Annotated in this window: 26 protein-coding genes; 17 read left to right on the top strand and 9 right to left on the bottom strand. The window is 68.3% G+C overall.

Translation table 11 applies throughout. The features are described 5' to 3' along the window. Window positions 1-31 precede the first annotated feature (31 nt). Window positions 32-1,243 carry an efflux RND transporter periplasmic adaptor subunit gene (locus H7965_RS13955; protein ID WP_229682615.1) on the bottom strand — a complete coding sequence of 404 codons (1,212 nt, stop codon included), beginning with the start codon at window positions 1,241-1,243 and terminating at the stop codon, window positions 32-34. Between the two features lie 124 nt (window positions 1,244-1,367). Here H7965_RS13955 and H7965_RS13960 point away from each other — a divergent pair, with 124 nt between their 5' ends. Both H7965_RS13960 and H7965_RS13965 read left to right on the top strand, forming a co-directional pair. After that, complete coding sequence (locus H7965_RS13960) at window positions 1,368-1,946, top strand: TetR/AcrR family transcriptional regulator (RefSeq protein ID WP_186771199.1); 579 nt, start codon at window positions 1,368-1,370, stop codon at window positions 1,944-1,946. 138 nt (window positions 1,947-2,084) lie between these two features. Beyond that, window positions 2,085-3,491 carry a phospholipase D-like domain-containing protein gene (locus tag H7965_RS13965; protein WP_186771200.1) on the top strand — a complete coding sequence of 469 codons (1,407 nt, stop codon included), beginning with the start codon at window positions 2,085-2,087 and terminating at the stop codon, window positions 3,489-3,491. Window positions 3,492-3,537: 46 nt separating this feature from the next. Here H7965_RS13965 and H7965_RS13970 read toward each other — a convergent pair whose 3' ends face one another. Continuing rightward, on the bottom strand, window positions 3,538-4,578 hold the full coding sequence (locus H7965_RS13970; protein ID WP_186771201.1) for a cobalamin-independent methionine synthase II family protein: 1,041 nt from the start codon (window positions 4,576-4,578) through the stop codon (window positions 3,538-3,540). A gap of 83 nt (window positions 4,579-4,661) precedes the next feature. Here H7965_RS13970 and H7965_RS13975 point away from each other — a divergent pair, with 83 nt between their 5' ends. The 5 genes from H7965_RS13975 (at window position 4,662) to H7965_RS13995 (ending at window position 8,238) form a co-directional block, all read left to right on the top strand. Next, window positions 4,662-5,468 (top strand): Bug family tripartite tricarboxylate transporter substrate binding protein, encoded by an 807-nt coding sequence (locus tag H7965_RS13975; RefSeq protein ID WP_186771202.1) that lies wholly within the window; start codon window positions 4,662-4,664, stop codon window positions 5,466-5,468. Window positions 5,469-5,486: 18 nt separating this feature from the next. Next, window positions 5,487-5,630: a hypothetical protein gene (locus tag H7965_RS13980; protein WP_186771203.1), complete on the top strand. Its 144-nt coding sequence runs from the start codon at window positions 5,487-5,489 to the stop codon at window positions 5,628-5,630. A gap of 3 nt (window positions 5,631-5,633) precedes the next feature. Next, window positions 5,634-6,314 carry a cyclase family protein gene (locus tag H7965_RS13985; RefSeq protein WP_186771204.1) on the top strand — a complete coding sequence of 227 codons (681 nt, stop codon included), beginning with the start codon at window positions 5,634-5,636 and terminating at the stop codon, window positions 6,312-6,314. After that, window positions 6,311-7,084, top strand: coding sequence for an SDR family NAD(P)-dependent oxidoreductase (locus tag H7965_RS13990; RefSeq protein ID WP_186771205.1), 774 nt, complete (start codon window positions 6,311-6,313; stop codon window positions 7,082-7,084). Before H7965_RS13985 ends, H7965_RS13990 begins: the two co-directional genes overlap by 4 nt. Window positions 7,085-7,275: 191 nt before the next feature. Continuing rightward, window positions 7,276-8,238, top strand: coding sequence for a Bug family tripartite tricarboxylate transporter substrate binding protein (locus H7965_RS13995; RefSeq protein ID WP_186771206.1), 963 nt, complete (start codon window positions 7,276-7,278; stop codon window positions 8,236-8,238). Window positions 8,239-8,305: 67 nt separating this feature from the next. On the opposite strand, the gene H7965_RS14000 is transcribed toward H7965_RS13995, so the two are convergent. Then, window positions 8,306-9,529, bottom strand: coding sequence for a M23 family metallopeptidase (locus H7965_RS14000; RefSeq protein WP_186771207.1), 1,224 nt, complete (start codon window positions 9,527-9,529; stop codon window positions 8,306-8,308). Window positions 9,530-9,844: 315 nt separating this feature from the next. Continuing rightward, window positions 9,845-10,153: a hypothetical protein gene (locus H7965_RS14005; RefSeq protein ID WP_186771208.1), complete on the bottom strand. Its 309-nt coding sequence runs from the start codon at window positions 10,151-10,153 to the stop codon at window positions 9,845-9,847. Window positions 10,154-10,485: 332 nt separating this feature from the next. Between H7965_RS14005 and H7965_RS14010 the strand changes: the two genes are divergently transcribed. The 10 genes from H7965_RS14010 to H7965_RS14055 all read left to right on the top strand — a co-directional run bounded on the left by H7965_RS14010 (window position 10,486) and on the right by H7965_RS14055 (window position 20,881). Then, window positions 10,486-10,692, top strand: coding sequence for a dodecin (locus H7965_RS14010; RefSeq protein WP_390624568.1), 207 nt, complete (start codon window positions 10,486-10,488; stop codon window positions 10,690-10,692). Window positions 10,693-11,114: 422 nt separating this feature from the next. Beyond that, on the top strand, window positions 11,115-12,413 hold the full coding sequence (locus tag H7965_RS14015) for an NtaA/DmoA family FMN-dependent monooxygenase (RefSeq protein ID WP_186771209.1): 1,299 nt from the start codon (window positions 11,115-11,117) through the stop codon (window positions 12,411-12,413). A gap of 113 nt (window positions 12,414-12,526) precedes the next feature. Beyond that, entirely contained in the window at window positions 12,527-13,510 is a 984-nt protein-coding gene (locus H7965_RS14020; RefSeq protein WP_186771210.1) for a polyamine ABC transporter substrate-binding protein, read from the top strand. A gap of 64 nt (window positions 13,511-13,574) precedes the next feature. Then, window positions 13,575-14,351, top strand: coding sequence for an ABC transporter permease (locus tag H7965_RS14025; protein ID WP_186771211.1), 777 nt, complete (start codon window positions 13,575-13,577; stop codon window positions 14,349-14,351). A 38-nt stretch (window positions 14,352-14,389) separates the two neighbouring features. Continuing rightward, on the top strand, window positions 14,390-15,160 hold the full coding sequence (locus H7965_RS14030) for an ABC transporter permease (protein ID WP_186771212.1): 771 nt from the start codon (window positions 14,390-14,392) through the stop codon (window positions 15,158-15,160). Continuing rightward, on the top strand, window positions 15,157-16,245 hold the full coding sequence (locus H7965_RS14035) for an ABC transporter ATP-binding protein (RefSeq protein ID WP_186771213.1): 1,089 nt from the start codon (window positions 15,157-15,159) through the stop codon (window positions 16,243-16,245). Before H7965_RS14030 ends, H7965_RS14035 begins: the two co-directional genes overlap by 4 nt. Before the next feature lie 165 nt (window positions 16,246-16,410). After that, the gene (locus tag H7965_RS14040) at window positions 16,411-17,043 is read left to right on the top strand and encodes a flavin reductase family protein (RefSeq protein WP_186771214.1); all 633 of its coding nucleotides are present in this window, start codon (window positions 16,411-16,413) and stop codon (window positions 17,041-17,043) included. Between the two features lie 327 nt (window positions 17,044-17,370). After that, window positions 17,371-18,684: an MFS transporter gene (locus H7965_RS14045; RefSeq protein WP_186771215.1), complete on the top strand. Its 1,314-nt coding sequence runs from the start codon at window positions 17,371-17,373 to the stop codon at window positions 18,682-18,684. A 332-nt stretch (window positions 18,685-19,016) separates the two neighbouring features. Next, window positions 19,017-19,874, top strand: coding sequence for an amidohydrolase family protein (locus H7965_RS14050; protein ID WP_186771216.1), 858 nt, complete (start codon window positions 19,017-19,019; stop codon window positions 19,872-19,874). A 26-nt stretch (window positions 19,875-19,900) separates the two neighbouring features. After that, window positions 19,901-20,881: a Bug family tripartite tricarboxylate transporter substrate binding protein gene (locus H7965_RS14055; RefSeq protein ID WP_186771217.1), complete on the top strand. Its 981-nt coding sequence runs from the start codon at window positions 19,901-19,903 to the stop codon at window positions 20,879-20,881. Window positions 20,882-21,203: 322 nt separating this feature from the next. On the opposite strand, the gene eno is transcribed toward H7965_RS14055, so the two are convergent. From eno to H7965_RS14080, 5 genes are all read right to left on the bottom strand, one after another. Next, window positions 21,204-22,481, bottom strand: coding sequence for a phosphopyruvate hydratase (gene eno, locus H7965_RS14060; protein ID WP_186771218.1), 1,278 nt, complete (start codon window positions 22,479-22,481; stop codon window positions 21,204-21,206). A 178-nt stretch (window positions 22,482-22,659) separates the two neighbouring features. After that, complete coding sequence (locus H7965_RS14065) at window positions 22,660-24,294, bottom strand: CTP synthase (protein WP_186771219.1); 1,635 nt, start codon at window positions 24,292-24,294, stop codon at window positions 22,660-22,662. 434 nt (window positions 24,295-24,728) lie between these two features. Beyond that, window positions 24,729-25,052 carry a preprotein translocase subunit SecG gene (gene secG / locus H7965_RS14070; protein ID WP_186771220.1) on the bottom strand — a complete coding sequence of 108 codons (324 nt, stop codon included), beginning with the start codon at window positions 25,050-25,052 and terminating at the stop codon, window positions 24,729-24,731. A gap of 68 nt (window positions 25,053-25,120) precedes the next feature. Then, window positions 25,121-25,534, bottom strand: a complete 414-nt coding sequence (locus H7965_RS14075) for a Rieske (2Fe-2S) protein (RefSeq protein WP_186771221.1) — start codon at window positions 25,532-25,534, stop codon at window positions 25,121-25,123. Between the two features lie 3 nt (window positions 25,535-25,537). Beyond that, the gene (locus tag H7965_RS14080; protein WP_186771222.1) at window positions 25,538-26,647 is read right to left on the bottom strand and encodes an amidohydrolase family protein; all 1,110 of its coding nucleotides are present in this window, start codon (window positions 26,645-26,647) and stop codon (window positions 25,538-25,540) included. Between the last annotated feature and the right edge of the window lie 5 nt (window positions 26,648-26,652).

The following is a 26,652-nucleotide window of genomic DNA, read 5'->3' on the forward strand; positions in this document are numbered from 1 at the left end:
TCCTGTCGGGGGCGGACGCCGCCCCTCCTGCTTACTCGGCGGAGGCGAGCGGGCTGGGGCCGATGCGGCCGGGCTCCGCGGTGACATGCGATCCCGGCCGCGCCCGGTGCAGGCCGCCGATGATCACTCGGTCCTCCGGCGCCAGCCCGGAGCGCACCACCCGCAGCCCCTGGACCAGCGGGCCGAGTTGCACAGTGCGGGGCGCGACGGTGCCGTCCGGTGTCACGGTCAGCACCATCCGGCCGGACTGGTCGGCCACCACCGCCGCGTCGGGCACCAGCAGCGCCGGCACATCCCCGGCGAACAGCCGGAGCCGGGCGAAGCTGCCGGGGGTCAGGAACAGCTCGGGGTTGGCCACCACAGCGCGGCCACGGATGGTGCCGCTGCGGCCGTCGAAGGTGCTGTCGACGAAATCCACCCGGCCTTCATGGCCGAACCCGGTCTCGTCCAGCAGACGGAGCTGAACCTGCACCCCGGCCTCGCCGGCCGCTGGGCGAAAGCCGCCGGCCGCGGCGCTGGCATAGCGGAGGTACTGCGCCTCGCTGGCATCGAAGCTGACATACACCGGGTCGAGCGCGACCAGGGTGGTGAGCAGGGTGGTGCCCTGCTGCACCAGATTCCCGGCATCCACCCGGCGGTCGCTGACGCGGCCAGGGCGGGGGGCGCGGATCTCCGAGAACTCCAGGTCGAGTTCGGCCTGCTGCAAGGCGGCACGGGCGGCGGCCAGGCCGGCCTGGGCCTCGCGCAGGCTGCTGCGCCTGGTGTCCATCTCGGCTTCCGGCGCGAAGCGCTGGGCGACCAGCGGCGTGTAGCGCTGCACCTGCTGCTCGGCGAGGGTCAGCCGCGCCTCGGCCCGGCCCAGCTCTGCCCGGGCACTGTCCACCGCGATCTGGAAGGGGCGGCGGTCCAGGGTGAAGAGCAGGTCGCCCGTCCGCACCAGCGCGCCATCCCGGAAATGCACCTGCGTCACCTGACCGGAGACGCGGGGGCGGATCTCCACCCGGGCGGAAGGCTCGATGCGCCCGGTGTGCTCATCCCATTGGGTGACGGAGCGGGAGAGCGGCGTGGCGACGGTCACCGGTGGCGCCGACGGGGCGCCCTGGGCAGAAGCGGGGGGAGCCATCGGGGGAAGCAGGGTGGCGCCGGCGCCCAGCGCCGCCACCAGAACGATCCGGTTCAGCCAGGGATTCCAGGAACTTCCGGCGATCCGGCCCGATTGAGCCTTGTGCTGGTCAGGGGACATGCCAATCTCCGAGGCCGAATGATACCGACCGGTCCGTCCCCAAATAAGTGACCGGTCAGTATCATCAAGAGGAATTTTTGCGGCGCCGCACAATTCCGGTCCGCTGAGAGGAGAGCCCGCCACCATGTCCCGCGCCACGGCCGACCGCCCGAAGGCCGCCGAACGCATCCAGACCGCCGCCAAGGACCTGTTCTACCGCCATGGCATCCGCGCCACCGGTATCGAGGAAGTCTGCCGGGTGGCGGAAGCGACCAAGATGAGCCTGTACCGGAGCTATCCCAGCAAGGACGCCCTGGTCGCCGCCATCCTGTGCGAGGACGCCGCGGCCTATGATGCCTGGTTCGTGGCGGTGACAGCCGAGGCGGCGGAACCCGCGGCGAAGCTACGAGCACTGGTTTCGGCCATCGGGGCGAAGCTGGAGCATCCGGAGTACCGCGGCTGTCCCCTGCTGCTGGCGCAGGCCGAATTCCCCGACCCGGACCACCCGACGCATCAGCTGGTGGCGGCGCACAAGACCCGGATGCGGGAAGGCCTGGCACAACTCGCGGCGGAAGCCGGCGCGGCGGAGCCGGCGCGGCTGGCCGATACGCTGGCGCTGCTGGTCGATGGCGCCTGGGCGGCAATGCCCTATCTTGGCGGCCGCCGGGCGGCGGAGGTGCTGCGCCATGGCGCGGAGGTCGTCCTGTCGGACGCTTTGCGCTAGAGCGGATCGCCGGAATGCTGGGCGCATGGAGGCGTGAATCTGCTCTGAAAGCAACAAGTTAGAGCGGAACGCAGCCCCAACCGGACTGCATTCCGCTCCAGCTGCGCGGGCCGTGCGGCCTTGGCCGGAGGCCGCGTCGTGAGTGACGACTCCACCATCACCTCGATCCTTGGCGTGGCCTGGGGCGGCTGCGTGCTGCTCTGCCTCTGGTTCGCAGTCGAGATCCTGCGCTCACGGCGGCAGGAGCAGGCGGTGACCGCCTGGCTGCTGCTATTCATCCTGTCCCCGCCGGTCGGCGTCGTGGCCTATCTCGCCCTTGGGGCGCGCAAGCTGCGCCGCCGGGCGGCGCGCAAGGCGCAGCCGGCCGAACGATCGGCGGGAGCGCAGGCGGATTGCGTGGCGGTCAACGGCCTCGACCGCCTAGTCCAGTCGCATGGCCTGCCCGCCGCCACCGCGGGCAATGCGGTGGCGCTGCGCACCACCCCGGCGACTGCCTATGCGGCGGTGCTCGACCTCATTGACCGGGCCGAGGAGACCCTTTGGGTCACGACCTATATCCTCGGCACCGACCGGGTGGCGCAGGAGATCCTTCGGCGGCTCGCCGCGCGGGCAGCTGCGGGGGTGCAGGTCCGGCTGCTGATCGACGACGTCGGCTCGAAGGATCTGCGCGACGCGGCGCTGGCGCCGCTGGTCGCGGCAGGTGGCAGGGTGGAGCGCTTCATGCCGGCCTCGCTCATCCCGTGGCCGCGCCACTACGCCAACCTGCGCAATCACCGCAAGATCATCATCGCCGATCGCCGCCGCGCCTGGAGCGGCGGGATGAACCTCGCGGAGGAGTACCTCGGCACGAAGCCGGTCGCCAACCGCTTCCGCGACCTGTCCTTCGTCATCGAGGGCCCGGCGGCAGCGGTCTATGCCGAGGTCTTCGCCGCGGACTGGCTGGATGCCGCCGGCGAGGACCTGCGGGCCGCGCGTCCCTGGGAGGCGCTGCCGGCGCGGGAGGCCGGCTCGGGCGTGGTCCAGGTCGTGCCGAGCGGGCCGGAGTTCGACGGCGACCCGCTGCATGACCTGCTGCTCGACATGGCGCATCGGGCACAGCGCCGTCTCTGGATCGTCACCCCCTATTTCGTGCCTGATGCAGCCATGCTGAAGGCGCTGACCGTGGCGGCGCGGCATGGGGTGGAGGTGACGGTCGTGACCAACCGCAGCTCCGACGCCGGCTTTGTCGACTTCGCCAGCATTCCCTATCTGCGGGCGGTGGTCGGGGCGGGCGGGAAGGTGTTGCGATTACGTAACGGTCTGATGCACGCCAAGGCGGTGATCGTCGACGACGCACTGGCGCTCGCCGGCACTGCCAATCTGGACCAGCGCAGCCTGTTCCTGAATTTCGAGGTCATGGCGCTGTTCCATGGCCCCGCCGAGACCCGGGCGGTGGCCGATTGGGCCGAGGTGCTGTTCGCCGATTGCGACGGCGAGTTGCCACCGCTCACGCCGGTCCGGCATGTGGCAGAGGGGCTGGTGCGGCTGTTCGCCCCCGTACTCTGAGCGCGCGCCCTACCCTGAAATGGCCGGCGCCTGGCGGCGGCGCATCCTAGGCGCCCAGTTCGCGCCGGACCATCGCCGTGCCCTGCACCAGCGCCCGCAGCTTGCCGAAGGCACGCTCGCGCGGCAGATACTTCATGCCGCAATCCGGCGCCGGCACCAGCCGCTCCGGCGGCAGCCGCTTCAGCGCGGCGCGGATGCGGTCGGCGACCTCCTCGGCGGATTCCACCTCCGGCGTGCCCAGGTCCAGCACCCCCAGCATGATGGTCTTGCCCGGCAGATCGCCCAGCACGCCAAGGTCGAGCTTCGGCTGCGCCGCCTCGATGGAGATCTGCGCCGCGCTGGTCCCCGCCAGCTCCGGCAGGAAGGAATAGCCGGATGGCTTGTCGCCGACCATGGCGGCATAGCCGAAGCAGAGATGCACCACGGTGGTGCCGGGAATGCCTTCCAGCGCGCGGTTGATGGCCGGTATGGCGTAGCGCCGCGCCAGATCCGGGAAGGCCTGCAGCCAAGGCTCGTCGAGCTGGATCACATCGGCGCCGGCGGCCTTCAACTCGCGGATCTCCTCGTTCAGCGCCACCGCGTAGTCCATCGCCAGCTCAGCCTCGTCGGCGTAGAACTCGTTCTGGCATTGCCGCGTCATGGTGAAGGGGCCGGGCAAGGTGATCTTCACCTGACGGTCGGTGTTCGCGCGGCAGAAGGCGACGTCCCGCACCTCCACCGGCCGCACCCGCCTCACCCGGCCAATGACGCGCGGCACCACGGTGGTCTTGCCGGTGCGGCCCACCACCTCGCCCGGCCGGTCCGGGTCGATGCCATCGAGCGTCGAGGCGAAGTGGTTGGAATAGCTCTCACGACGGATCTCGCCATCGGTGATGATGTCGATCCCTGCCCGCTCCATGTCGCGGATCGCCAGGATCGTCGCGTCATCCTGCGCCTGGGCGAGGAAGGGCTCCGGCACGCGCCACATCTCCGGCGCGCGCACCCGTGGCACCAGCCGGGCGCGCAGCGCCTCGTGGTTCATCAGCCAGGCCGGTTGCGGATAGCTGCCGACGACGGTGGTCGGCAGGATGGGAAGCGGTTGGGCCATTGGCGTGTTCCCTCGATTGTCGCAGCCTAGGCGCCATGCGGAGCGCCCGCTAGGCTGGCGGCAATACCGGGAGGGAAATGATCATGGCGAAGACCACGCGCCGCGCCCTGGTCGCGGCCGGCTTGGCGAGCGCACCGCTCGCGGCCCTCGGTCAGGGCGGCTGGCCGGGCGAGCGGCCGATCGGCTTCATTGTGCCCTTCCCGCCCGGCGGCGGCACCGATGTCATGGCCCGCGCCATGCTGCCCTATCTCGAACGCCACCTGCCCGGCGCGCGCTTCGTCGTGCTGAACCGGCCGGGCGCCGGGGCCGAGGTGGGGTATACCGCACTCGCCACCGCCCCGCCCGACGGCCTCACCATGGGCGTCGTCATCGTGCCGAGCCTGCAGACCATCACCATCGAGCGCACGCCGCGCTACCGGCTGCAGGACCTCGCCTTCCTCGGCAGCGTGGTGGATGATCCCGGCGGCTTCTTCGTGGCACCCGACAGCCCGCTGCGCACCCTCGCCGACCTTGCCGCGCATGCCCGGGCCAATCCGGACAAGGTCGCGGTCGGCACCGCGGGTATCGGTTCGGACGATCACCTGCTGATGATGGGGTTCGAGCGGATGATCGGCGCCCGCCTCGTGCACATCCCCTTCGCCGGCCAGGCGCCCACCGTCACCGCGCTGCTCGGCCGTCACATCACCGTTGCCGCCATGAACATCGGCGAGAGCCTGGAGCTGGTGAAGCAGGGCCAGGTGCGCCCGCTGGCCCAGGCCGCGCCGGAGCGGACGGCGCTCGCCCCCGATATCCCAACCTTCCGTGAGCAGGGCTTCGCGCTGACCGGCGGCGTGGTGCGCGGGCTGGCGGTCCCGGCCGCGACACCCGCGCCGATCCGCGCCCGGCTGTAAGCCGCGCTGCTGGCGACGATGGAGGATCCCGCCTGGCAGGCCGACGCGGCCCGGCTCTACCAGCCGCTGCGCCGGATGGACGGCACCAGCTTCGCCGGGCTGGTGCAGGAGGAAGCCGAGCGGCTGCGCCAGCTCTGGCAAACCCGCCCCTGGAAGGATTGACCCATGGCACGCCGCATTATTGACCTCTCGACTCCGGTGACCACCGGCCATTTCCGCTGGCCGGTGGAGCGCCGTCTGCTCAAATCGCATGCCGAGGGTGCCGGACAGGGCACCTGGGCCGGCTGGAACGTCCATGGCTTCACCCATATGGACAGCCCGCGGCACGTCGATCCGGAAGGCTTCACGACGGATTCCGTCAGCCTCGACATGACGGTGGGCGAGGCCGCCATCCTCGACCTCTCGGAAGTGCCGGAGAACACCGCCATCAGCGGCGAGCGGATCGCCGCCGCCGGCGGGCATCTCCGCCGCGGCGACATCGCCATCCTCAGGACCCGCTGGGACGAGCGGGCCGACATCGCCACGCCGGATTTCTGGTCGCGGGCACCCTGGATGACCGCCGAGGCGGCGATCTGGCTGCGCGAGGCGGGCATCAAGGCGGTGGGCTTCGACTTCCCGCAGGACTACTGCATCCGCTTCTTCCTGACCGGCGAGGCGCGGCCGCCGCTGCCGGAGCATGTGACGCACTACCACCTGCTGAAGCAGGGCGTGATCATGTTCGAATACCTGCGCAACACCGGCGCCCTGCGCGCGCCGCGCAGCTTCGTCGTCGCCCTGCCAGTGAAGCTGCCGGACAGCGACGGCGCCCCCGCCCGGGTCATCGCCATCGAGGAGGATGGCGCATGATCCTCGCCGGCGATGTCGCCCTGGTGACCGGTGGCGGCGCCGGCATCGGCGAGGCCATCGCCCATCGCCTGGCACGGGACGGCGCCGCGGTGCTGGTCGCCGATCTTATGGCCGAGCGGGCGGAGCGCGTGGCGGTGGAGCTTCGCGCCGCCGGGCTGCGCGCCGCGCCCTTCACCCTCGACGTGGCGGAGGAGCAGCAGGCTGCCGCGGCCGTCGCTGCGGCGGAGGCGGAGTTCGGCCCGCTGCGCATCGCGGTCTGCAATGCCGGCATCACGGACCGCGTCCCGGCGCTGGAGATGTCGCGGCGCGACTTCGAGCGAATCCTCCGCACCAACCTGACGGGCTGCTTCGTCACCGCCCAGGCGGCGGCGCGCACCATGGTGCGGCATGGGAAGGGCGGCCGGATCGTCACCACCTCCTCGGTGTCGGGGCAGTTCGGCGGGACCGGACGGGTGGCCTATGGCGCGAGCAAGGCAGGCATCATCAGCCTCACCCAGGTGCTGGCGATGGAGCTGGCGCAGCATGGCATCCTGGTCAATTGCGTGGCGCCCGGTCCGACCCAGGTCGCCCGCACCGCGCATGGCCCGAAGCAGCGGGCGGCCTTCCTGAACCACATGGCCTTGCAGCGCTATGCAACGCCGGCGGAGATCGCCGCCGGCGTTGCCTTCCTGTGCTCGGATGATGCCGGCTTCGTCACCGGCCATGTGCTGAATGTCGATGGCGGCTTCGCCGCCGCGGGGGTGCTCTACGATCCGGCGGATGGGCCGTGATCGCCGGCGCGTTGCTTCGACAAAGCCTGGCCGGAATCCCGGCCTGAGCTGAACGGCGGGCCGTCCATCGCAGATTGCGCCCAGGGCCGGATGCAATCTGCCGTGGCAGCATTTCGCGGATTCCCGCCGGGGTCCAGTTCCCTCCCGCCTCCGTTCCTGCTTCCTTGCGCAAACCGAAGGGGGAAATGATCATGCGCCTACCGCGCCGCACCGCATTGGGGCTGCTCGCCACGCTGCCGGCCGCAGCCCAGACCCGGCCCTGGCCCAGCCGCAGCATCCGCTGCGTCGTGCCGAGCGCCGCCGGCGGCTACGACACCTATGCCCGCATCATGGCGCCGCGGCTCGCGGAGCTGCTCGGGCAGCCGGTGGTGGTCGACAACCGCCCCGGCGCCAATGGCAACATCGGCATGCAGGAGGTGCAGCGCAGCCCGGCCGATGGCCATACCATCATGTTCGCCCATGTCGGCGCCATCACCATCAACACCGCCCTCTATCGCAACATGCCGCTCGACCCGGTGGCGGATCTCGCCGCCATCGCGGTGGCTGTCACCTCACCCATGGTCTGGGTGGTGAACCCGGCAGCGCCGTTCCGGACAATGCCTGAGCTGGTGGCGCGGGTGCAGGCGGAGCCGGACAAGTGGCGCTACGCGCTGCCGGCCTCGGGCAGCATTAACCATCTGGTGGTCGAGGATTTCAAGCTACGGCACAGGCTGGACATGCCGGCGGTGCCCTACCGCGGCACCCCGCCGGCGCAGATGGGCGTGATCGCCGGTGAGGTCCCGATCATGATGGACAGCCTCGGCGCCGGCTCCGGCCACATCGCCGGCGGCCGCTTCCGCGCCCTGGCGGTCACCGCCCGCAGCCGCACCGAACGGCTGCCGGATGTACCGACCATGCTGGAGCTTGGCCTCGATCAGCGTGAATACGTCGCTTGGTATGCCTTCATGGCGCCCAAGGCGACGCCGCCCGCGGTGATCGAGCGGCTCAACCAGGCGATCAACCAGGTGGTAGCGGAGCCGGAGATCGTCAGCCGGCTGCGCGAGATGGGAGCCGCCCCGCGCAGGAGCACACCGGCGGAGACGCTGAACTTCATGCGTGCCGAGCAGAAGGATTTCGGCGCCACCGTCCGCGCCGGCAAGATCGAGGTCGAGTAGTCGATTCGGCGCAGCGCTGGTGGCGAGCGATGCCGGCACGCCGGCCCGCCGCCACCCCGCAGGGCCTTCAGTCCAGATGAAAGCCGAGAATGTGACCCTCGGCGGGCATCTCCCCACGGCGCAGCTCGGCAGGCCGCCGGTCGATGCCGAGCCTGCGCCCGGCCTCGTACGCCAGCTCGGCCTCGGCCGGAGTGTTGACGACAATTCCTTCGAGCCACTGGCGATCAAACACGAAGGGCAACCCGACAGCGTTCAGCGCCGACGGGCGGTCCATGACCTGAAAATGCAGGTGCGGCGCCGTGGAGGATCCCGAATTGCCAAGCTTGCCGAGCGGTTGGCCGGGACGCAGCACATCGCCGGGCTTGACGGTGACCGACCCGGGGCTGAGGTGTGCGTACAGTACCCAGCGGCCGCCGCCGATATCCTGGATGACATGATTGCCAGGTGCGTTCTCGACCGTCACGCCTTGCGGCGGGCCAGGAATCTGGTCCGGCATGTCGTCCACCGCGGCGACGACCGTTCCCGCCGCGGCGGCGAGCACCGGCACGCCATGGAATGGCCAGGACCGAAGGTCGCTTACCGGCCCCGTGCAGCATCCACCGTCCGGCGTGACTTGCATGAAGTCGATGGCGAATTGCTCGGGCGGGCGCAGATCGCCGTTCAGCGGCAGCGTCGCGGACCGGTGCGCATTCACCGTCCGGCAGCAGCCGTTGCCGTTCCACCACCCGCGCCCGGAAAGCGGCGGGCTGAGTTGCACCGGCCCGTCACAGTTGACCCGCACCGGATCGGTGATCGTGGTCAGGCTGGTGCCCTCGGGAAACCCGACCGAAACCCGATGGGCGACAAGCTCGGGTACCTCCGCCAGCCTGGCGTAAGTGACGTCGAAGAATGTGATTCCGGAGGTTCCCGCAGCCAGCGTCGGCGTGTCACGGCTGCTGGCCGGCGGTGTTCCGAATACCCGTACCTCACCGGTGATCGGTGCACCCTCCACGTTGAGCACGAGGTTGCGGCCGGTGGGCTCGAAGCCACGCAGCGGATCGACTGGCAGGATCGAGCTGATCCTGGCAGGTCCGGCTGCGAGGTTGGTCGTCTGCGCCGCGTAGGCCAGGTGGATGAGGCCGTCCGTCGCCGGGACAGGGATGATCGTTTCGCCAAGCGGCCGGACGATGAGCGGATTGATACTCGTCGGCGGGATGCCTGCACCGGTGGGGAGTGGTGCGGCACAGCGCTCGGCCTGAGCACCGGTCGCTGTCAGCAGCAGGACAGCGACAACGACAGGGGAAAGGCGCATTCTCGGTCCGTCCTGCTGCCTGGCTGTCCAGCTTGGCAAGCGCGGCGGAGCGTTGCAATGCATTTCATCACAATCTGCAAGTTGCGATGCGGCCGTAGGGCGTTCCAACGCATGCGCGGCGGCACCAAAGACGGCCGCCCTGCAAAGCCGGTGATGCCGATCCGGGCACGGCAACATCGGCATCGGGGCGTAGCGTCACCTGAGCGTCCGGCAACACATTCACTGCCGCCCATCAAGGAGCACAAGAACGACGCCCGGGGTCAGCCATGCGCCAGAGGCAATGAGCGAGCCGGAATGGACGCCCTGGCGGCGCGGCTACTGTCGTGGAGGTGCGGCCTTGAAGCGAATGGCTGTCCTTGCGAGATGCGTAACCATCTCGACGGCGCGCTCGAAACCCGCAGAGGTAGCCGGTGTCGCGCTTCGCTCGATTTTGGCCAGTGCCTGGGGCAGCATGGTGTGCAGGCTGCGGAGGATTTCTTCCCGCTTGGCAAGCGGATCGCGGGCGAGGATGGCGAAATTCGCAATGAGCACGGCGATGATGCCATAGAGGGCGTGGACCTGGCCGCGTAGGTTGTCGATCTCGGCCTGCTGACGCGTGGCTGCATCCGGTGGTTCGGGGCCCATGACGATGCACGACGCTCCGACAGCCTTTTGGTTCCCTGGCCTCGCGGCTCGGCACTACAGGCTGGCCGGCTCCGCCAGCCGTGAGGACCTGACCTGGAGGCGCTGCGAGCCGAGCCGTGCCTACAGCGGATTGCATTCGTGTCTGCACGCTGCCCCACTGCAGCCTATCGCCATAGAGCGGCTTCACACTCCGCTCTAGCGACCCTGCCGCAGCGGAATCATCGCCTCACGGCAGCCATGCGGAAGCGACTCGCACTGGCCGGCCAGGGCACGGTTCCCACCACAAGGTCGTCGATCTTGTCGGCGCTTCCTCGGAACGCATCACCGACGCCATCGGAAATGCGATCAGCCGGGCCTCCGAGAATATCCGGAACATCCGATGGTTCGAGGTCGTGCAGGTGCGGGGCGAGGTAGTCGACGGGAAGGTCGGGCACTACCAGGTGACGCTCAAGATCGGCTTCACCCTCGACGAAGGATGGGGCTTCGGTCCTGGAGGTTGCCAATCCCGGTCCAGACCGGGGCGCGATGGGTTAGTGTAACGGAAGCGACCCGGGCTCCGCCGCCGGCCGGGCTCAATGCCATGGTGGTGCGCTGGCAGGTGCTGCGGCGCGTCCGAATGCGGCACATCCAGCGCGGCGTCCCAGCAACAAGCCAGCTGATCCACCTGCTGGACGGCCCTGCCCTGCCGCCGCGCGACCGCCGGATCCCTCATAGCCGGCCGGCGTAATGCTGCGCTGGCCACGCCGACCTTGCGGCCGAGGTGCGCAGTGCGCCGCGCGAGCCATTCCTGGGCTTCCGAAGCCGCCCCGCAGCATTGACATCGTTGCTCCGGCCATGGTGCGCTTGCGAGGGCCGCTGCCTCGATAGCGTCATCGCCGTTGAGACGCGGCGGTTGTCGACTGCCGGAGCGGTCGGGAGTGAGGCTGGAGGGACGTCCGTGACACCCGTGTGCCGACGCGAGATGCATCTGCTGGCCTATCTGAAGACAGGCCCGACCGGGATGCACGTCGGTGCCTGGCGCCACCCCGCGAGCCGTATCGACGATATCCTCGAGCCCAGCCGCTACGAACATATCGCCCGGGTACTTGAGGCCGGCAGGTTCGACGGCTGCTTCTTCGCCGACCTGTTCGGCCTGTATGACATCCACAAGGGCGGCTTCGACACCTACATCGAGCGCGGCGGTCAGATCAGCTTCCTCGACCCGATGGTGGTCCTGCCATTGATGGCGCGCGTGACCGAGCACCTCGGGCTCGGCGCCACGCTCTCGACCAGCTTTCACGCCGCCTACCACTTGGCACGCGTCCTCGGTTCGCTCGACGTATTGAGCAAGGGCCGGGTTGCCTGGAATGTCGTGACCTCCGCAACCGACCTGGAGGCGCAGAACTTCGGGATCGGTGCACTGCCGCCAAAGGAACTGCGCTACGACATTGCCGATGAGGTGCTGGAGGCATGCTGCGCCCTCTGGGACTGCTGGGACGACGAGGTCTTCGTCCTTGACAAGGCAAGCGGGATCTTCGGCGACCCACGCCGAATACGTTATGCGAATTATGTTGGCAAGCATCTGCGCACGCGCGGGCCGCTCTCCATCCCGCGGTCGCCGCAGGGGCGGCCCGTGATCATGCAGGCCGGCGCGTCGGACCGCGGCCGCGACTTTGCCGCCCGCTGGGCGGAGGCAATCTTCGCCGCCCAACATGGCCAGGCTGCGATGAAGCAGTTCTATGACGACGTGAAAACTCGAATGGCCACCCGCGGCCGTGCGCCGGAGGAATGCCAGATCCTGCAGCAACTGACGGTCGTGCTGGGCGAGACGGAGTCGATCGCGCGGGAGAAGGCCGACTACCTTGATTCGCTGGTCGACCCCGAGCTTGCTCTCGCCGCGAGTTCCAGCGGCCTTGCCGTCGACCTAGCCAAGGTCGGCGAGGCCGGCGTCGCCGGCGCCCGCGGCAACCAGGGCATGGATGGCACACAGCAGCGTATCGAGCAGCTGATGCAGAACGAAGGCCTCACCTTCGACCAGGCGGTGAGGCGCGGCACGAGGTTCACGCTGGTCGGCACACCGGCGATGGTTGCCGACCGCATGCACGCATTGTTCGCCGCCGAGGCTTGTGACGGCTTCGTCGTCGCGCCCACTGTCTTCCCTGGGACCTTCGAGGAAATCGCCACCGCCCTGGTGCCGGAACTGCAGAAGCGTGGCATCTTCCGCAAGGAATATTCCGGCCGGACCCTGCGCGAGAACCTGTGCGGACCGGCGCGATCATGACCCACCCAACCGCCGAGGCCCTGATGCACGAAAAGCCATGTGGACCACAGCGCCAGGGCCCTAATCGGCGAAGCCTGCTCGCCGGCGGCGCCGCTGCCCTGGCTGGGTCGCGCATGGCCTGGGCGCAGAGGCGCTTCGAGGGGCGCCGCATCACCTATGTCTCCTGGGGCGGTGCCTACCAGGACGGGCAGAAGAAAGCCTATTGTGACCCCTTCACCGAGATGACCGGCCTGCGGATCGACCAGGATGGCCCGAATGACTATGCCAAGCTGCGCCTGATGGTCAGCTCCGGCCGTGTGGTCTGGGACGTCGCGGACGTGGGGGCGGCCTTCATGCAGGGGGCTGAGCAGCAGAATCTGTTCGAGAAGCTGGATTACGAGGTCATCGATCGCAGCCGTATCGACCCGCGCTACGTCACCGACCATGGGGTCGGCAACATCGTGTTCTCCTACAACCTCGCCTACAGCACGGAGCGCTTCGCTGGCGACAATCGCCCGCAGCGCTGGGCGGATCTGTGGGATCTGAAGCGCTTCCCCGGCAAACGGATGCTGAACGCGAACGCCCCCACCTCGCTGGAGGCGGCGTTGCTGGCGGATGGCGTGGCCCCGGCGCAGCTCTACCCGCTGGACGTGTCTCGCGCGCTGCGCAAGCTCGACCAGATCAAGGAGCATATCATCTGGTGGGAGACCAATTCCCAGTCGCAGCAGATCCTGGTCAGCGGAGCCGCCACCATGGGCCTGATCAACAACGGCCGGCTCTATGACGCAGTCCAGAAGGGCGCGAAGCTGGCACTCAGCTGGGAGCAGGCAATCCAGTCCGTCGATTATCTCGTCATCCCGCGTGGCTCCCGCAACCTGGAGCCGGCGACGGCGCTGATCGACTACGTGACACGGCCGGAGCCTCAGGCGGCCTTCGCCAATCTGATGGTCTTCTCACCGACCAATCCCGCAGCCTTCCCGCTGATCAGGCCGGAGCTGCACGGCTGGCTCGCAACCAATCCGGCTTACGCCGACAAGGTGATCCTCCAGGACGGAGCCTATTGGCGCGACAATCTCGATGCGGTGAACCGCCGATGGAATGCATGGCGACTGACCTGAGCGGGCGGGCTGGCGCTTGAAGCGCCAAGCCTCGCGCCTTCTGCTATTGCCTGGCGCTGCCTTCGTGGCCACGGTCTTCGCGCTGCCTGTCGGGGCGCTGCTGCTGCGCAGCGTCTCCGATCCGACCTGGGGCCTGCAGAATTTCCGCGCTCTGTGGGAGGAGCCGGTCTACGCCAGTCTGATCCGCAATACCGTCCAGATCAGCCTGGCCACGACCGTCTGCTGCATCCTGCTGGCCTACCCGTTTGCCCATGTCATGGCGACACGGCCCCGGCTGACGCGGCTGCTGACGCTGGTGGTGCTGGTGCCATTCTGGTCCAGCATCCTGGTACGCAGCTTCGCCTGGATGGTGCTGCTGCAGAATAATGGCATTGTGAACCAGTCGCTTCTCCGGCTCGGCCTGATCGATCAGCCGCTGGAGCTGATCTTCAACCGCACTGGCGTGCTGATCGGCATGGTTCACGTGCTGTTGCCCTTCGTGGTCTTCCCGCTCTATGGCGCGATCCGCGCGATGGATCCGGCGCTGATGCCGGCAGCGGCATGTCTGGGAGCAGGGCCGATACGCGCCTTTCTGCGCGTGCAGCTTCCCCTGACGCTGGCAGGGCTGGTGATGGGCGCGGTGCTGGTCTTTGTCATGGCGCTTGGATACTTCATCACCCCGGCGCTACTGGGCGGGCGGCGGGATGCCGTGATTGCCCGGATGATCCAACTGCAGGTGTCCCAGCTCGGTGACTGGGGCATGGCAGCAACGCTTTCGCTGGTGCTGCTGGTGGCGACGCTCATCCTCCTCGGTGCATCGCAGCTCCTGGTGCGCTCGCCGGCAAGGCGGCCAGCGGGATGACAGCGCCATGGGCCTGGCGCTGGGCGGCGTATGCGCTTGTGGCCGCAATCTCCGTCTACCTGGTCGCTCCGATGGCGATCATCGTCGTCATCTCCTTCAGCGACAGTGCGCTGCTGACCTTCCCGCCACCCGGCCTGTCGCTGCGCTGGTACCGCAGCCTGGCGGAGACACCGGCCTGGCGAGATTCCATCCTCGTCAGCCTGCAGGTCATGGTGCTGACCGCGGTCGCGGCGACTGCGCTCGGCACGGCCGCGGCGCTCGGGCTTGCCAGCTGGCGCGGGCCGCTCGCGGCAACCATCCGCTCGCTGCTGATGGCGCCGCTTGTGATTCCCCACATCATTTCGGGCGCGGCGATCTTTCTGCTGTTCGATGCATGGGGCTGGGTCGGATCGCTGCAGGCGCTGGTCCTCGGGCATATTGCCCTCGCCGTCCCCTATGTCGTGGCGACCGTCGGCGCGGCGCTGGAGACGATGGACCACCGCCTGACACAGGCTGCGCTGACACTCGGCGCCTCGCCGCGCATCGCCTTCATGCGCGTCACCCTGCCGCTCATCCGCCCCGGCATCCTGGCCGGCCTGCTCTTTGCCGCCATGCTGTCCTTCGACGAGTTGATTGTGTCCCTCTTCCTGAGTACGCCCCAATTGCGCACGGTGACCGTGCTGATGTGGTCTAACGTCCTCGGCGACATCGACCCGGAGATCAGCGCCATCGCCACGGTGATACTGCTGGTATCGATGGTCCTGCTGGCGCTGCAATGGTTTCTGTCACGCCAGCGCGGCGTCCCCGTCCTACAGGGGATTGGCCGATGACTCGGCCGACGGTTCTCGAGTTGCGCGGGGTCAGCAAGAACTTCGGCCCTGTCGCCGCCGTGGCCGACGTGGACCTCGAGCTGAAGCAGGGCGAGTTCATCAGCTTCCTTGGGCCCTCGGGGTCGGGCAAGACGACGACGCTGATGATGGTGGCTGGACTGCAGGCGCCAAGCAGTGGCTCCATCCTGTTGAACGGACGCGATCTCGCGCCGTTGCCGCCCTACAAGCGGAACATCGGCGTGGTATTCCAACACTATGCGCTGTTCCCGCACATGAGCGTGCTGGCGAACATCGCCTTTCCGCTGGAAATGCGGAAGCTCGGCCGGATGCAAGCGCGGCGCCGCGCCGAGGCGGTGCTGCGCCTGGTCGGGCTGCCCGACCTTGGCGACCGGCTGCCCTCACAGCTTTCCGGCGGGCAGCAGCAGCGCGTGGCGCTGGCACGCGCCTTGGCCTACGAACCGCCGCTGCTTCTGATGGACGAGCCGCTCGGCGCGCTCGATAAGAACCTGCGCGCGCAGATGCAGATCGAGATCGCGCGGCTCCATCGTGAACTTGGGATCACCGTTCTCTATGTCACTCATGACCAGGAGGAAGCACTGGTGATGAGCGACCGGATCGCCGTGTTCAATCACGGGCGGGTCGAGCAGATCGGCCAGCCGCAATCACTTTACGAGCGTCCTGTGACGCGTTTCGTCGCGGGATTCCTGGGTGACTCGACCTTCCTCCCCGGCAAGGTCCAGGCGCTTCAGAAAGAGGAAGCGGTGGTGCTGACGGCGCATGGCCCGCTGCGTGGCCACGCCTCACCCGGCGTACGGCCTGGCGAGGCTGCGGTTGTCGCGGTGCGGCCGGAGCGTGTGGTGCTGCTCACCCCTGGTGACACGGCGCGGGAGAATGCACTGCGCGGACGGATCAGCGATGTGATCTATCTTGGCCAGTCACGGAAGTTCGTAGTTCGCCTGGAGGATGGCTCCGAATTGCTTGGGCTGCAGCCGATCGGCACCGCGTCGCCGGCCGTGACCGAGGGCTCGGAAGTGCTCCTCGGCTGGTCAGCAACCGATTGCAATGTGCTGGCTGACTCCGACTAGACCGGAGGGCGAAGGAGCGCGAATCTGCGCTACAAAGAATAGCCTATAGTGGATCGGTGTTTTGCAGCGCAGCCACGCCAGAAGTTCACCAATCGCGGCCTGCTTCCTGTCGCTATCAGCAAAGGCTACACGACTGGCATCGATATCAGAGGCACGTAATCCCCCATGTTCTACGAACCCCGCCTTGGCCACGGCCTGCCCCACGATCCCTTCAAGGCGATCGTCGCTCCGCGCCCGATCGGCTGGATCTCGACCGTAGATACCCAGGGCCGCGCCAATCTCGCCCCCTACAGCTTTTTCAACGCGGTCCACTCGCGTCCGCCAATGCTTGCATTCACGAGCGAGAGCATGAAGCACAGCGCCGCCAATGCCATCGCCACCGGCGAGTTCGTGTTCAATCTCTGCACTCGTCCGCTCTTCGAGGCGATGAACATGTCCTCAGCTGCTCTCGGCGGTGGCGAAAGCGAGTTCGTGGCGGCAGGACTTGCGGTCGCATCGAGCCGCATCGTCAAGGCGCCCCGCGTCGCGGCTTCTCCGGCAGCGCTTGAATGCCGTGTGGTTCATTCGATGCGCTTCCACGATGTGGATGGCACCGCACTGGATGGCTGGATGATTGTGGGGCAGGTTGTCGGAGTGCACATCGACGATGCCTTTATCCGTGACGGCCGCTTTGACACCGCTGCGGCACAGCCGCTGGCTCGCTGCGGTTACCGCGATTATGCGGCTGTCACGGAGATGTTCGAGGCTCTGCGTCCGACCGATGGCGGTGCCTACCGGCTCGGTCAATCTGATCGCTGAACCCTACCCAAGGGGTCGAGATCCTCATGATAGGATGGTCTCCTGGCGATGGCTTTCGGCCAGGCCGCAGCGTGGCCCGGGTCAGCGCGCGTGGCAAGCGCGTCTCCAATGAACGTATAGGACAAGGCTGCGCTGGTCCTGCAGCTGCTGCTGGTGGTGCGCGAGTTCGTGGTGGCCAATGGCCGGGCCCGGACGCGCGGCGACATGGTGGATCGCGCGACGACGGTCACCGGCTGACTTGCGCGCCGCCTGCATTCATTCCGGTGCGCGCAGCGGCTTGCGTGGAGGTGCCCAAGTTCACCACCTCCGCCTTCGATTGACCGGCCGATGGCGACCACAGCCCGTCCCTGGCCGCAGCGCCTGCCCTTCTACTATGGCTGGGTCATCGTCGCAGTGGCCTTTGTCACCATGGCGATCGGCGTTACCGCACGGACCGCCTTCTCGCTGCTGCTGCCGCCACTGATCGACGAGTTCGGATGGGAGCGAGGCCTCGTCGCCGGCGCCTTCTCCTTCGGCTTCCTCGTCTCCGCGGTGCTCGGCCCGGTCATGGGCCGGATGATGGATCGGCACGACGCGCGCGCGGTGATCGGCACCGGCGTGGCGGTAATGACCGCCGGGCTGCTCCTTGCACCCGCCGTCACGGAACCGTGGCATCTCTACGCCACGCTCGGCGTGCTGGTCGGCGGTGGCGCGAATCTGATGGGCTACAATGTTCAGTCGCTCTACCTGACAAACTGGTTCCTGCGCCGCCGAGGCCTGGCAATCAGCCTCGCCTTCTCCGGCGTCGGCATCGGGGCCATCCTGCTGTTACCCTGGCTGCAGGCGATCATCCTGGATAATGGCTGGCGGGCCGCCTGCTGGACCATGGGATTGCTGGTGCTGTGCGTGCTCATACCATTGACCCTGCTGGTGCGCCGCCGGCCGCAGGATATCGGTCTGCAGCCGGATGGTGGTGGATCCGGCACGGATGGCGCCGGCGGCATGCCGCGCTCCGCGAACATCGTCGACCCCGCCTGGGCATCCGTTCAGTGGACGCTCGCACGGGCGATGGGCACAGGCCGCTTCTGGTGGATCGCGCTCGGCTTCTTCTGTGCACTTTTCGCCTGGTACGCGGTGCAGGTCCACCAGACACGCTATCTGGTCGAGGTCGGGTTCAGCCCGGAGGTCGCGGCCTGGGCGCTCGGCATTGTCAGCGTCGTCGCCATTCCAGGGCAGATCGGCCTCGGCGCGCTGTCGGACCGCGTGGGCCGGGAATGGGTGTGGATGGTGGGGTGCTGCGGCTTCGCTCTGTGCTACGTCGCGCTGATTGCCCTTGAACAGGCGCCGTCTCCCGCGCTGCTCTGGTTGATGGTGATCGCGCAGGGATCCCTGGGATATGCGCTGACCTCGGTGATGGGCCCGATTGTCGTGGAGATCTTCGAAGGGCCCCACTACGGCGCCATCTTCGGCGCCATCACGGTGGCGCTGATCGGTGGCGGCGCTGCCGGGCCGTGGACCGCGGGCGTGATCCACGACGCGACCGGCAGCTACCGGCCTGCCTTCGTACTGGCCGGCGCCTGTTGCGTCGTCTCGGCCGCGGCAATCTGGATCGCGGCGCCAAGAAAGGTGCGGCTGGTGCCGGGGCGGGCAGGACGAAAGTGACCAGTGCGCGGACGCGCACAACGGTCGCACACGTGCTCAACCGGGCGGCAGCGGACTGATATTTGTCTCAACCTGCAAGCCACTGACGGGCACAGGGACTGCGCCGTACTGCCGCCATCTGGCCGTGCCATGGCCTGCGGCTCGCTCGATGCCCATAACTGCTGGTGTCCGTGGAACCTCCGAAGCCCTCTCTGGTGCATGGGGCGAACCGAGCCACGACCCCCGGTACTCTGGCGAAGGGGATCGTGTCCGGGCAAAATCTGTGCACCCCCTCCTGTGGAGCTGCTAGGCTCGCCGAAACGCGCCGCTCGAAGCGGCCGAGGAGGAAGCGCATGACGCAGGCGCATATAGCGGCCGCTGCCGGGCCAGCTTCGGCCGCTGCTCTGGACCGCGACGCCCCGCTCGTCGACGCTCATTTCCACCTCTACACGCGCGACATGCCCATCACGGACTGGGCTTGGCACCATCCGCCGGAGGACGCGACGGCCGAGCAATTCCTCTCCGTCATGGATGCACACGGGATTGGCTTCGGCGTGATCGCCGCGGCGAGCCTCTACGGCGACTACAACGACTACACGATCCGCTCCATGCGGCGGTACCCGCGGCTGCGCGGCACCGCCTTCATCCGGCCGGAGACGGATATGTACGCGCTGGAACGGATGAAGGCAGACGGCATCATCGGCATCCGCCTCTTCTTCCGCCGCGTGCCCAACCCGCCTGACTTGCGCTCGGCCGAGTACCGGCTGCTGCTGCGGCGCGTGCGCGACCTCGGCTGGCACGTCCACACCTTGGTGGAGAGCCCGATGCTGCCGGACATCATCGCGGCGATGGAGCAGGCCGGGGTGAAGCTGGTGATCGACCACATGGGCCATCCCGATCCGGCGCAGGGCGTGAACTGCCCGGGCTTCAGGGCGATGCTTGCCGCGATCGAGCGCGGCCGGACCTGGGTCAAGCTCTCGGGTGGCTTCCGCACCAAGTCGCCGGAAGCGGCGCGAACCTATGCCAAGGCGCTGCTCGCCATCGCCGGCGGTGAGCGGCTGGTCTGGGGCAGCGACTGGCCCTTCGCCTCCTTCGAGGGGCGGGTGACCTATGCCGATACCATCGCCGCGCTGCACGCATGGGTGCCGGACGCGGCGATGCGCCGGCAGATCACCGGCGACACGCCGATGCGCCTCTATTTCTCGGAGTGAGGGACGACCGGACGGGGAGGACAGTCATGGGAAGCATCACGCGCCGCGGCTTCGGCATGATCGGCACCGGGCTGGGCATCGCCACCGCCCGCCCGGCGCATGCGCAGGCCTGGCCGAGCCGGCCGGTCGCCATGGTCGTCCCCTTCGTTCCAGGGGGATCCGCCGACGTGCTGGGGCGCCCGCTGGCCCAGCATCTTGCTATGGCCTTCGGACAGACCTTCGTGGTGGACAATCGCGGCGGCGCAAACGGCAATGTCGGCACCCATGCGGTGGTGCGCGCCGAGCCCGACGGGCAGATCCTGCTCGTCACCACCAATGGCCCGATCTCGACGAACACGCTGCTCTTCCGGTCGATGCCGTACAATCCCTTCACCGATCTGGCGCCGGTCGCGCTGCTGGCCGACCTTCCGGTCGTCGTCATCGCGCGGCGCGACGCACCCTACGCCTCGTTGCAGGAGATGTTCGCCCATGCCAGGGCGCACCCCGGCCGGATCAATTGCGGCGTCCCGGCGAGAGGTGCCCTGGGCCACCTGGCCGCCGAGTTGCTGCAGCGCCGCGCAGGGATCAGCGTCACGACCGTGCCCTTCCGCGGCTCCGCGACGCTGACCAACGGGCTGCTCAGCGGCGCAGTGGAGGTGGCCGTCGACCTGGTGCCCTCCTACCAGGCGCATATCCAGGCGGGGACGGTGCGCGTCCTCGGGGTTGCTGCCTCGGAGAGGCTGCATGCGGTCCCCGGCGCGGAACCGATCGCGGCGCAGGGACTGCCGGGCTTCGAGGCGACGGGATGGACTGCGCTGCTTGGCCCGGCGGGGCTACCCAACGGCATCGTGCAGCGGCTGAACGAGGCAACGAACCGCTTCCTGGCAAAACCAGACATCCGGGCGATGCTGACCGCCATGGGCTCGCGCATTCTCGGCGGCACACCGGAGGATCTGACGCGAAGGATGCAGGCGGAGGTCGCCCTCTGGCGCCCCGTCATCATGGACGCCCGGATCTCCCTCGAATAATGGCCATTGTCGAACGACAGTGCCGGCTGCGCTGTGCGTCGGCCGGCGGGAAGCCCGTACCAGTCGTGGCCTGAGTCGCCGAGGGTTTAGAGCGTCTTCACGCTGACTGGAATCAGGAGGGTCTTCCAGCCCGGGATGGACGTGTGGTTCATCGGCCTCTGGCTTTGGTGTTGCCGGAGGCTTGGGATGTCACACTGTCTTTACGTCCAGGCACATCCGGACCATGCGTGCATCCCGAGGCCGCAGCCGGCCCGAGAGCACGCAGCCCGCACGACCGCCGCGCCAGCGCTTCGGCCACCACCAGGCAAAACAGTCACGGACCCTAGCGCCGCAGGATGGTCCGCCCGGCATAGCGCGCCGCACTGCCCAGGCGCTGCTCGATCCGGATCAACTGGTTGTACTTGGCCAGACGATCGGAGCGGGACAGCGAGCCGGTCTTGATCTGCCCGCAATTGGTTGCCACCGCGAGGTCGGCGATGGTGGCATCCTCGGTCTCCCCGGAGCGGTGGCTCATCACCGCGGTGTAGCTGGCGCGGTGCGCCGTCTCCACTGCCTCCAGGGTTTCGCTCAGCGTCCCGATCTGGTTGACCTTCACCAGGATGGAATTGGCGGTGGCCTTGCCGATGCCCTCACGCAGCCGCTCCGGGTTGGTGACGAAGAGGTCGTCGCCAACCAGCTGGACCTTGGCGCCGAGCCGCTCGGTCAGCAGCTTCCAGCCGGCCCAGTCATCCTCGGCGCAGCCATCCTCGATGCTGATGATCGGCCATTTGGCGCAGAGCGCCGCCAGGTAGTCGACCATGCCGCCCTGGTCGAGGGTCTTGCCCTCGCCTTCCAGCTTGTAGACCCCGTCGTGGAAGAATTCGGTCGAGGCGCAGTCGAGGGCGAAGAGGATGTCCTCCCCCACCCGGTGGCCGGCTGCCTCGCAGGCCTTGGCGATGAAGCCCAGCGCCTCGTCGGCCGAGCCGATGTTGGGGGCAAAGCCGCCCTCGTCGCCGACATTGGTGTTGTGGCCGGCGTCGTGCAGCGCCTTCTTCAGCTGGGCGAAGACCTCGGAGCCGATGCGCACCGCATCCGCCATGCTGCCGGCGCCGACCGGCATGACCATGAATTCCTGAATGTCGATCGGGTTGTCGGCATGCTTGCCGCCGTTGATGATGTTCATCATCGGCACCGGCAGGGTGCGGGCATAGGCGCCGCCGACATAGCGGAACAGTGGCTGGTCGAGGTCGGCCGCGGCCGCCTTGGCCACCGCGAGGGAGACCGCGAGGATGGCGTTGGCGCCGAGCCGCGCCTTGTTCGGCGTGCCGTCCAGCTCGATCATCGTCTCGTCGATGCGGAGCTGCTCGGTCGGGTCCATGCCGGAGAGGGCGTCGAAGATCTCGCCTTCGACATTGGCCACCGCCTTCAGCACGCCCTTGCCGCCGTAGCGCGCCTTGTCGCCGTCACGCAGCTCCACCGCCTCATGCGCGCCGGTGGAGGCGCCGGAGGGGACGATGGCATGGCCGATGGCGCCGCTGTCCAGCACCACCTCCGCCTCGACCGTGGGATTGCCGCGGCTGTCGAGGACCTCGCGGGCGATGATGTCGACGATGGCGGACATGGGACCTCCGGCATTGGAATATCCGGCGAGGCACGGGCGGCCCGCCGTGGGACGGCGTTCGGGACCACCCCTCCGGCCGCATGGCCCCGCGCTTACCGGCGGTGGCGCCGGGCGGCAAGGGCCGCCGGCGCGGCAGGGCGGTCAATCCGGCCGGAGAGGCTCCGGCGCGGAGACCGGGTCAGACCAGTCGGGCCTGCCGCACCGCCGCGCCGATGAAGCCGCGGAACAGCGGGTGCGGGTCGAAAGGCTTTGACTTCAGCTCCGGGTGGTACTGCACGCCGATGAACCAGGGATGGTCCGGGTACTCGACAATCTCCGGCAGTTCGCCATCGGGCGACATGCCGGAGAAACGCAGCCCGACCTCCTCCAGCCGGTCCTTGTAGTTGACGTTCACCTCATAACGATGGCGGTGGCGTTCCTGGATCTCGTCCTGGCCGCCGTAGACCGCGCGCACCAGGGAATCCTCGGTCAGCTTCGCGGTATAGGCGCCCAGCCGCATGGTGCCGCCGAGGTCGCCGGCGGCGGTGCGCCGCTCCACCGCATTGCCGCGCAGCCATTCGGTCAGCAGCCCGACCACCGGATGCTCACAAGGGCCGAATTCGGTGGAGGAAGCGCCCTTCAGCCCCACCAGGTTCCGCGCCGCCTCGATCACCGCCATCTGCATGCCGAAGCAGATGCCGAAGAACGGCACCTTGCGCTCGCGGGCGAAGCGCACCGCCTCGATCTTGCCCGGGGTACCGCGCTCGCCGAAGCCGCCCGGCACCAGGATGCCGTGGACGCCGCCCAGCCGCTGCACCGCCTCCTCGTTGCGCTCGAACACCTCGCTGTCGACCCAGTCCAGCTTCACCCGGACATTGTGGGCGATACCGCCATGGGTCAGCGCCTCAGCCAGCGATTTGTAACTGTCGAGCAGGTTGGTGTACTTGCCGACGACGGCGATGGTGACCTCGCCCTCCGGCTGCTCGATAGAGCGTATGATGTTCTGCCAGCGCCGCACATCAGGCTCGCCGTAGATCGACAGGCCGAAATGCCGCAGCACTTCCCGGTCCAGCCCCTCGGCATGGTACTGCAGCGGCACCCCATAGATGCTGGTGGCGTCGAGCGCCGGGATCACGCTTTCCGGCCGGACGTTGCAGAACAGCGCGATCTTGCGGCGGTCCCCCTCGGGGATCGGCCGGTCGCAGCGACAGAGCAGGATCTGCGGCTGGATGCCGACGCCGAGCAGCTCCTTTACGCTGTGCTGGGTCGGCTTGGTCTTCAGCTCGCCGGCCGAGGAGATGTAGGGCACCAGGGTCAGGTGCAGGAACAGGCTGCGGGTCGGGCCCAGTTCATTCGCCAGCTGGCGAATGGCTTCGAGGAAGGGTAGCGATTCAATGTCGCCGACGGTGCCGCCGACCTCGACCAGGACGAAGTCGTAGGGGTCGGTCTCCTCCTGGATCACCGCCTTGATCTTGTCGGTGATGTGGGGGATCACCTGGACAGTGCCGCCAAGGTAGTCGCCGCGGCGCTCGGCCGCGATGACGTCGGAATAGATCCGCCCCGTCGTCCAGTTGTCGGCCTTGGAGCCATGCACGCCGGTGAAGCGCTCATAATGTCCGAGGTCGAGATCGGTTTCGGCGCCGTCGTCGGTGACGAAGACCTCGCCGTGCTGATAGGGCGACATGGTCCCCGGATCCACGTTCAGATAGGGATCGAGCTTGCGCAGGCGGACCTTGTAGCCACGCGCCTGCAACAGAGCGCCCAGGGACGCCGCTGCGATGCCTTTGCCGAGGGAGGAAACCACGCCGCCGGTGATGAATACGAACCGCGCCATGGGCGTCCTACATAGCGGTGCAGCGCAGGGACCGCTACCCATGACGTGGGGGGGCGGCCATGCGCCCGCGAGAGTTGCTCAATTCCAATGGGGTTGCCAAACGGCAGCGGTCCCGGCGCCGGCGGCGAATCGGGCAGTGACCCAGGATCACCCGGGCATGGCCTCCGGCCGGGTAGCGCCAATCGGCGAGATCACTTCTCCGCTGATTACCGAACGAAACCTGCTGGAGCATGGCTTTCAAGCTGCTCCGGTTCAGGCAGCGCCAGCGATGGTGTCGAGGGCCGCGCCGAGGCGACTGCAGAGGCAGCGTGGCATCGCTGGCGATGATGTCCAGCACCTGCTCCGCCCCGGCTGCCCCCGGTATTGCCATCCTCCGGGCCTGAACCGGGAAGGAAGCTTCGGCGGAATGCTCCGCCGCCACCGCGACGCTGCGATCAGTTGGTCGGGACGCTGGGCGCCGCCGGGACGGCTGGCGCAGCCGGAGCAGTGGCCGCCGGCGGGGGGGCGTCGAGGATGGAGCGCGGCTGGCCGGTCCCGCGGCCGAGCAGCGCCAGCGTCAGGGACAGGACGAAGAAAGCCGTTCCCAGCACCGCGGTCGTCCGGGTCAGCAGATTGGCGGTGCCCCGCCCGGACATGAAGGAGCCCATCCCCTGGGAGGAGCCGACCCCCAGCCCACCGCCCTCGCTGCGCTGCAGCAGGACGACGCCGATCAGGGCGAGCGTGACGAAGAGGTGGATGATCAGGAGGACGGTGGCCATGACCGGCGGCTTCTACTGCCTATTCCGTCCGGGCGCCACCCCGGCCCCGCAACCTTCCCGCAGGCGCCTCAGGCCTCGACCACCACGTAATGGTCCTCGACCCGCACCGGGAAAGTCTCGGCCTGGTACGGCCCCTCGACCAGCGCCGCGCCGGGCTCGACCGCCGCCTTGAACTGCCGCACCTGGACCCGTTTCGGGTCAAACCAGGATTTGCCGGTGCGGATGTCGAACTCCCAGTAATGCCAGGGGCAGCGGACCATCTCGCCACGGCGGGAGTAATGATACTCCCCCGGGGAGGAGCTTTCGACATGGCCGGAGATGGCGCCAGCGCAGAGGCTGCCGCCCTGGTGCGGGCAGCGGTCCAGCAGCGCGAAATACTCACCGTCCAGGTTGAAGACGACGATGCGCTTGCCATCGGCCTCGACCAGCTTCCGCTCGCCGGGCGGGAATTCCCCAACCGGCGCGACAATCACCTTGCTCACGCGTCAGAACCCGTACAGTGCCTTGGCATTGCCGCCGTAGATCGCCGCCCGCCGCTCGGCCGAAAGGAAGCCGGGCATCGCCGCCCGGGGGTCGTCGAAATCCCAGTGCGGGTAGTCGGTTGCGAATAGGATCCGGTCCCAGCCGATCCATTCCATGATGTCGGCCAGGTGCTGACCACGCTCCGGCTCCTCCATCGGCTGGGTGGAGACCCAGATGTGGTCGCGGATGTACTCACTGGGGGCGCGCTTCAGATGCGGCACCTCGGCCTTCAGATGCTTCCAATGCTTGTCGAGCCGCCAGCCGACCGCGGGCAGCCAGCCGAAGCCGCATTCGATCAGCACCACCTTCAGCTTGGGGATGCGCTCGAAGACGCCCTCCACCACCAGGGAGGTGACCTGGTTCTGGCAGGAGGTGGCGTGCTCACTGACCTCCTCGGTGTAGAAGCTGGGCCAGCCGCCGTTGGTCATCGCCCAGCCGGAATAGCCGAAGGCGTGGAAGGCCACCGGCAGCCCGGCCTCGGCCGCGGCCTCATAGATCGGCCAGTAGCGGGGGTTGCCGGCCGGCTCGCCGGTGCGGCTCATCATCAGCACCTGGCAGAAATTCGGGTCGCCGGCGCGCTTGCGGATCTCGGCGGCCGAGGCGGCGCCATCCTCATAGGGGACGACGACGCTGCCGCGCAGCCGCGGCTCCTTGCGCAGCCAGGCCTCCAGCTGCCACTCGTTCACCGCATGCGCCATGGCGGCGGAGAAGCCGTTGTTGCGATCTCCCTGCCCGCTCGGCTGCAGCGGGTTCAGCACGCCGACATCGACCCCGTAATTATCCAGCAGCTGGAAGCGCAGGAAGTCGAGGTCGGAGGCCGGGGTGCCGCCGGTGGGCGGCCAGGCGTCGCGCCGGCAGGCCAGCGGCTGCGCCTTCGGGAAGGGCGGCTGGCCGCCGGTGAAGCCGTGCCGGGCGCGGATACCGTAGGTATTCAGGTATTCCCACCAGCGCGCGCTCAGATAAGGCTTGAAGGCGGCCATGCTGTCGGCGCGCGGATGGATGTCGACATCGACGAGGCCGAGGGTCGCGGCCGCCGGCTTGCCAGGGGCGGCGATGGGCTGGATGACGTTCATGCCGA

The organism is Siccirubricoccus deserti (genome assembly GCF_014283215.1).
In the GTDB taxonomy this organism is placed as follows: domain Bacteria; phylum Pseudomonadota; class Alphaproteobacteria; order Acetobacterales; family Acetobacteraceae; genus Siccirubricoccus; species Siccirubricoccus deserti.

Excerpts from the sequence above, each read along its gene's own strand:
- H7965_RS13955 (WP_229682615.1), bottom strand. The coding sequence starts at position 1,243 with ATGTCCCCTGACCAGCACAAGGCTCAATCGGGCCGGATCGCCGGAAGT.
- H7965_RS13960 (WP_186771199.1), top strand. The coding sequence starts at position 1,368 with ATGTCCCGCGCCACGGCCGACCGCCCGAAGGCCGCCGAACGCATCCAG.
- H7965_RS13970 (WP_186771201.1), bottom strand. The coding sequence starts at position 4,578 with ATGGCCCAACCGCTTCCCATCCTGCCGACCACCGTCGTCGGCAGCTAT.
- H7965_RS13975 (WP_186771202.1), top strand. The coding sequence starts at position 4,662 with ATGGCGAAGACCACGCGCCGCGCCCTGGTCGCGGCCGGCTTGGCGAGC.
- H7965_RS13980 (WP_186771203.1), top strand. The coding sequence starts at position 5,487 with ATGGAGGATCCCGCCTGGCAGGCCGACGCGGCCCGGCTCTACCAGCCG.
- H7965_RS13985 (WP_186771204.1), top strand. The coding sequence starts at position 5,634 with ATGGCACGCCGCATTATTGACCTCTCGACTCCGGTGACCACCGGCCAT.
- H7965_RS13990 (WP_186771205.1), top strand. The coding sequence starts at position 6,311 with ATGATCCTCGCCGGCGATGTCGCCCTGGTGACCGGTGGCGGCGCCGGC.
- H7965_RS13995 (WP_186771206.1), top strand. The coding sequence starts at position 7,276 with ATGCGCCTACCGCGCCGCACCGCATTGGGGCTGCTCGCCACGCTGCCG.
- H7965_RS14000 (WP_186771207.1), bottom strand. The coding sequence starts at position 9,529 with ATGCGCCTTTCCCCTGTCGTTGTCGCTGTCCTGCTGCTGACAGCGACC.
- H7965_RS14005 (WP_186771208.1), bottom strand. The coding sequence starts at position 10,153 with ATGGGCCCCGAACCACCGGATGCAGCCACGCGTCAGCAGGCCGAGATC.
- H7965_RS14015 (WP_186771209.1), top strand. The coding sequence starts at position 11,115 with ATGCATCTGCTGGCCTATCTGAAGACAGGCCCGACCGGGATGCACGTC.
- H7965_RS14020 (WP_186771210.1), top strand. The coding sequence starts at position 12,527 with ATGGCCTGGGCGCAGAGGCGCTTCGAGGGGCGCCGCATCACCTATGTC.
- H7965_RS14035 (WP_186771213.1), top strand. The coding sequence starts at position 15,157 with ATGACTCGGCCGACGGTTCTCGAGTTGCGCGGGGTCAGCAAGAACTTC.
- H7965_RS14040 (WP_186771214.1), top strand. The coding sequence starts at position 16,411 with ATGTTCTACGAACCCCGCCTTGGCCACGGCCTGCCCCACGATCCCTTC.
- H7965_RS14045 (WP_186771215.1), top strand. The coding sequence starts at position 17,371 with ATGGCGACCACAGCCCGTCCCTGGCCGCAGCGCCTGCCCTTCTACTAT.
- H7965_RS14050 (WP_186771216.1), top strand. The coding sequence starts at position 19,017 with ATGACGCAGGCGCATATAGCGGCCGCTGCCGGGCCAGCTTCGGCCGCT.
- H7965_RS14055 (WP_186771217.1), top strand. The coding sequence starts at position 19,901 with ATGGGAAGCATCACGCGCCGCGGCTTCGGCATGATCGGCACCGGGCTG.
- eno (WP_186771218.1), bottom strand. The coding sequence starts at position 22,481 with ATGTCCGCCATCGTCGACATCATCGCCCGCGAGGTCCTCGACAGCCGC.
- H7965_RS14065 (WP_186771219.1), bottom strand. The coding sequence starts at position 24,294 with ATGGCGCGGTTCGTATTCATCACCGGCGGCGTGGTTTCCTCCCTCGGC.
- secG (WP_186771220.1), bottom strand. The coding sequence starts at position 25,052 with ATGGCCACCGTCCTCCTGATCATCCACCTCTTCGTCACGCTCGCCCTG.
- H7965_RS14080 (WP_186771222.1), bottom strand. The coding sequence starts at position 26,647 with ATGAACGTCATCCAGCCCATCGCCGCCCCTGGCAAGCCGGCGGCCGCG.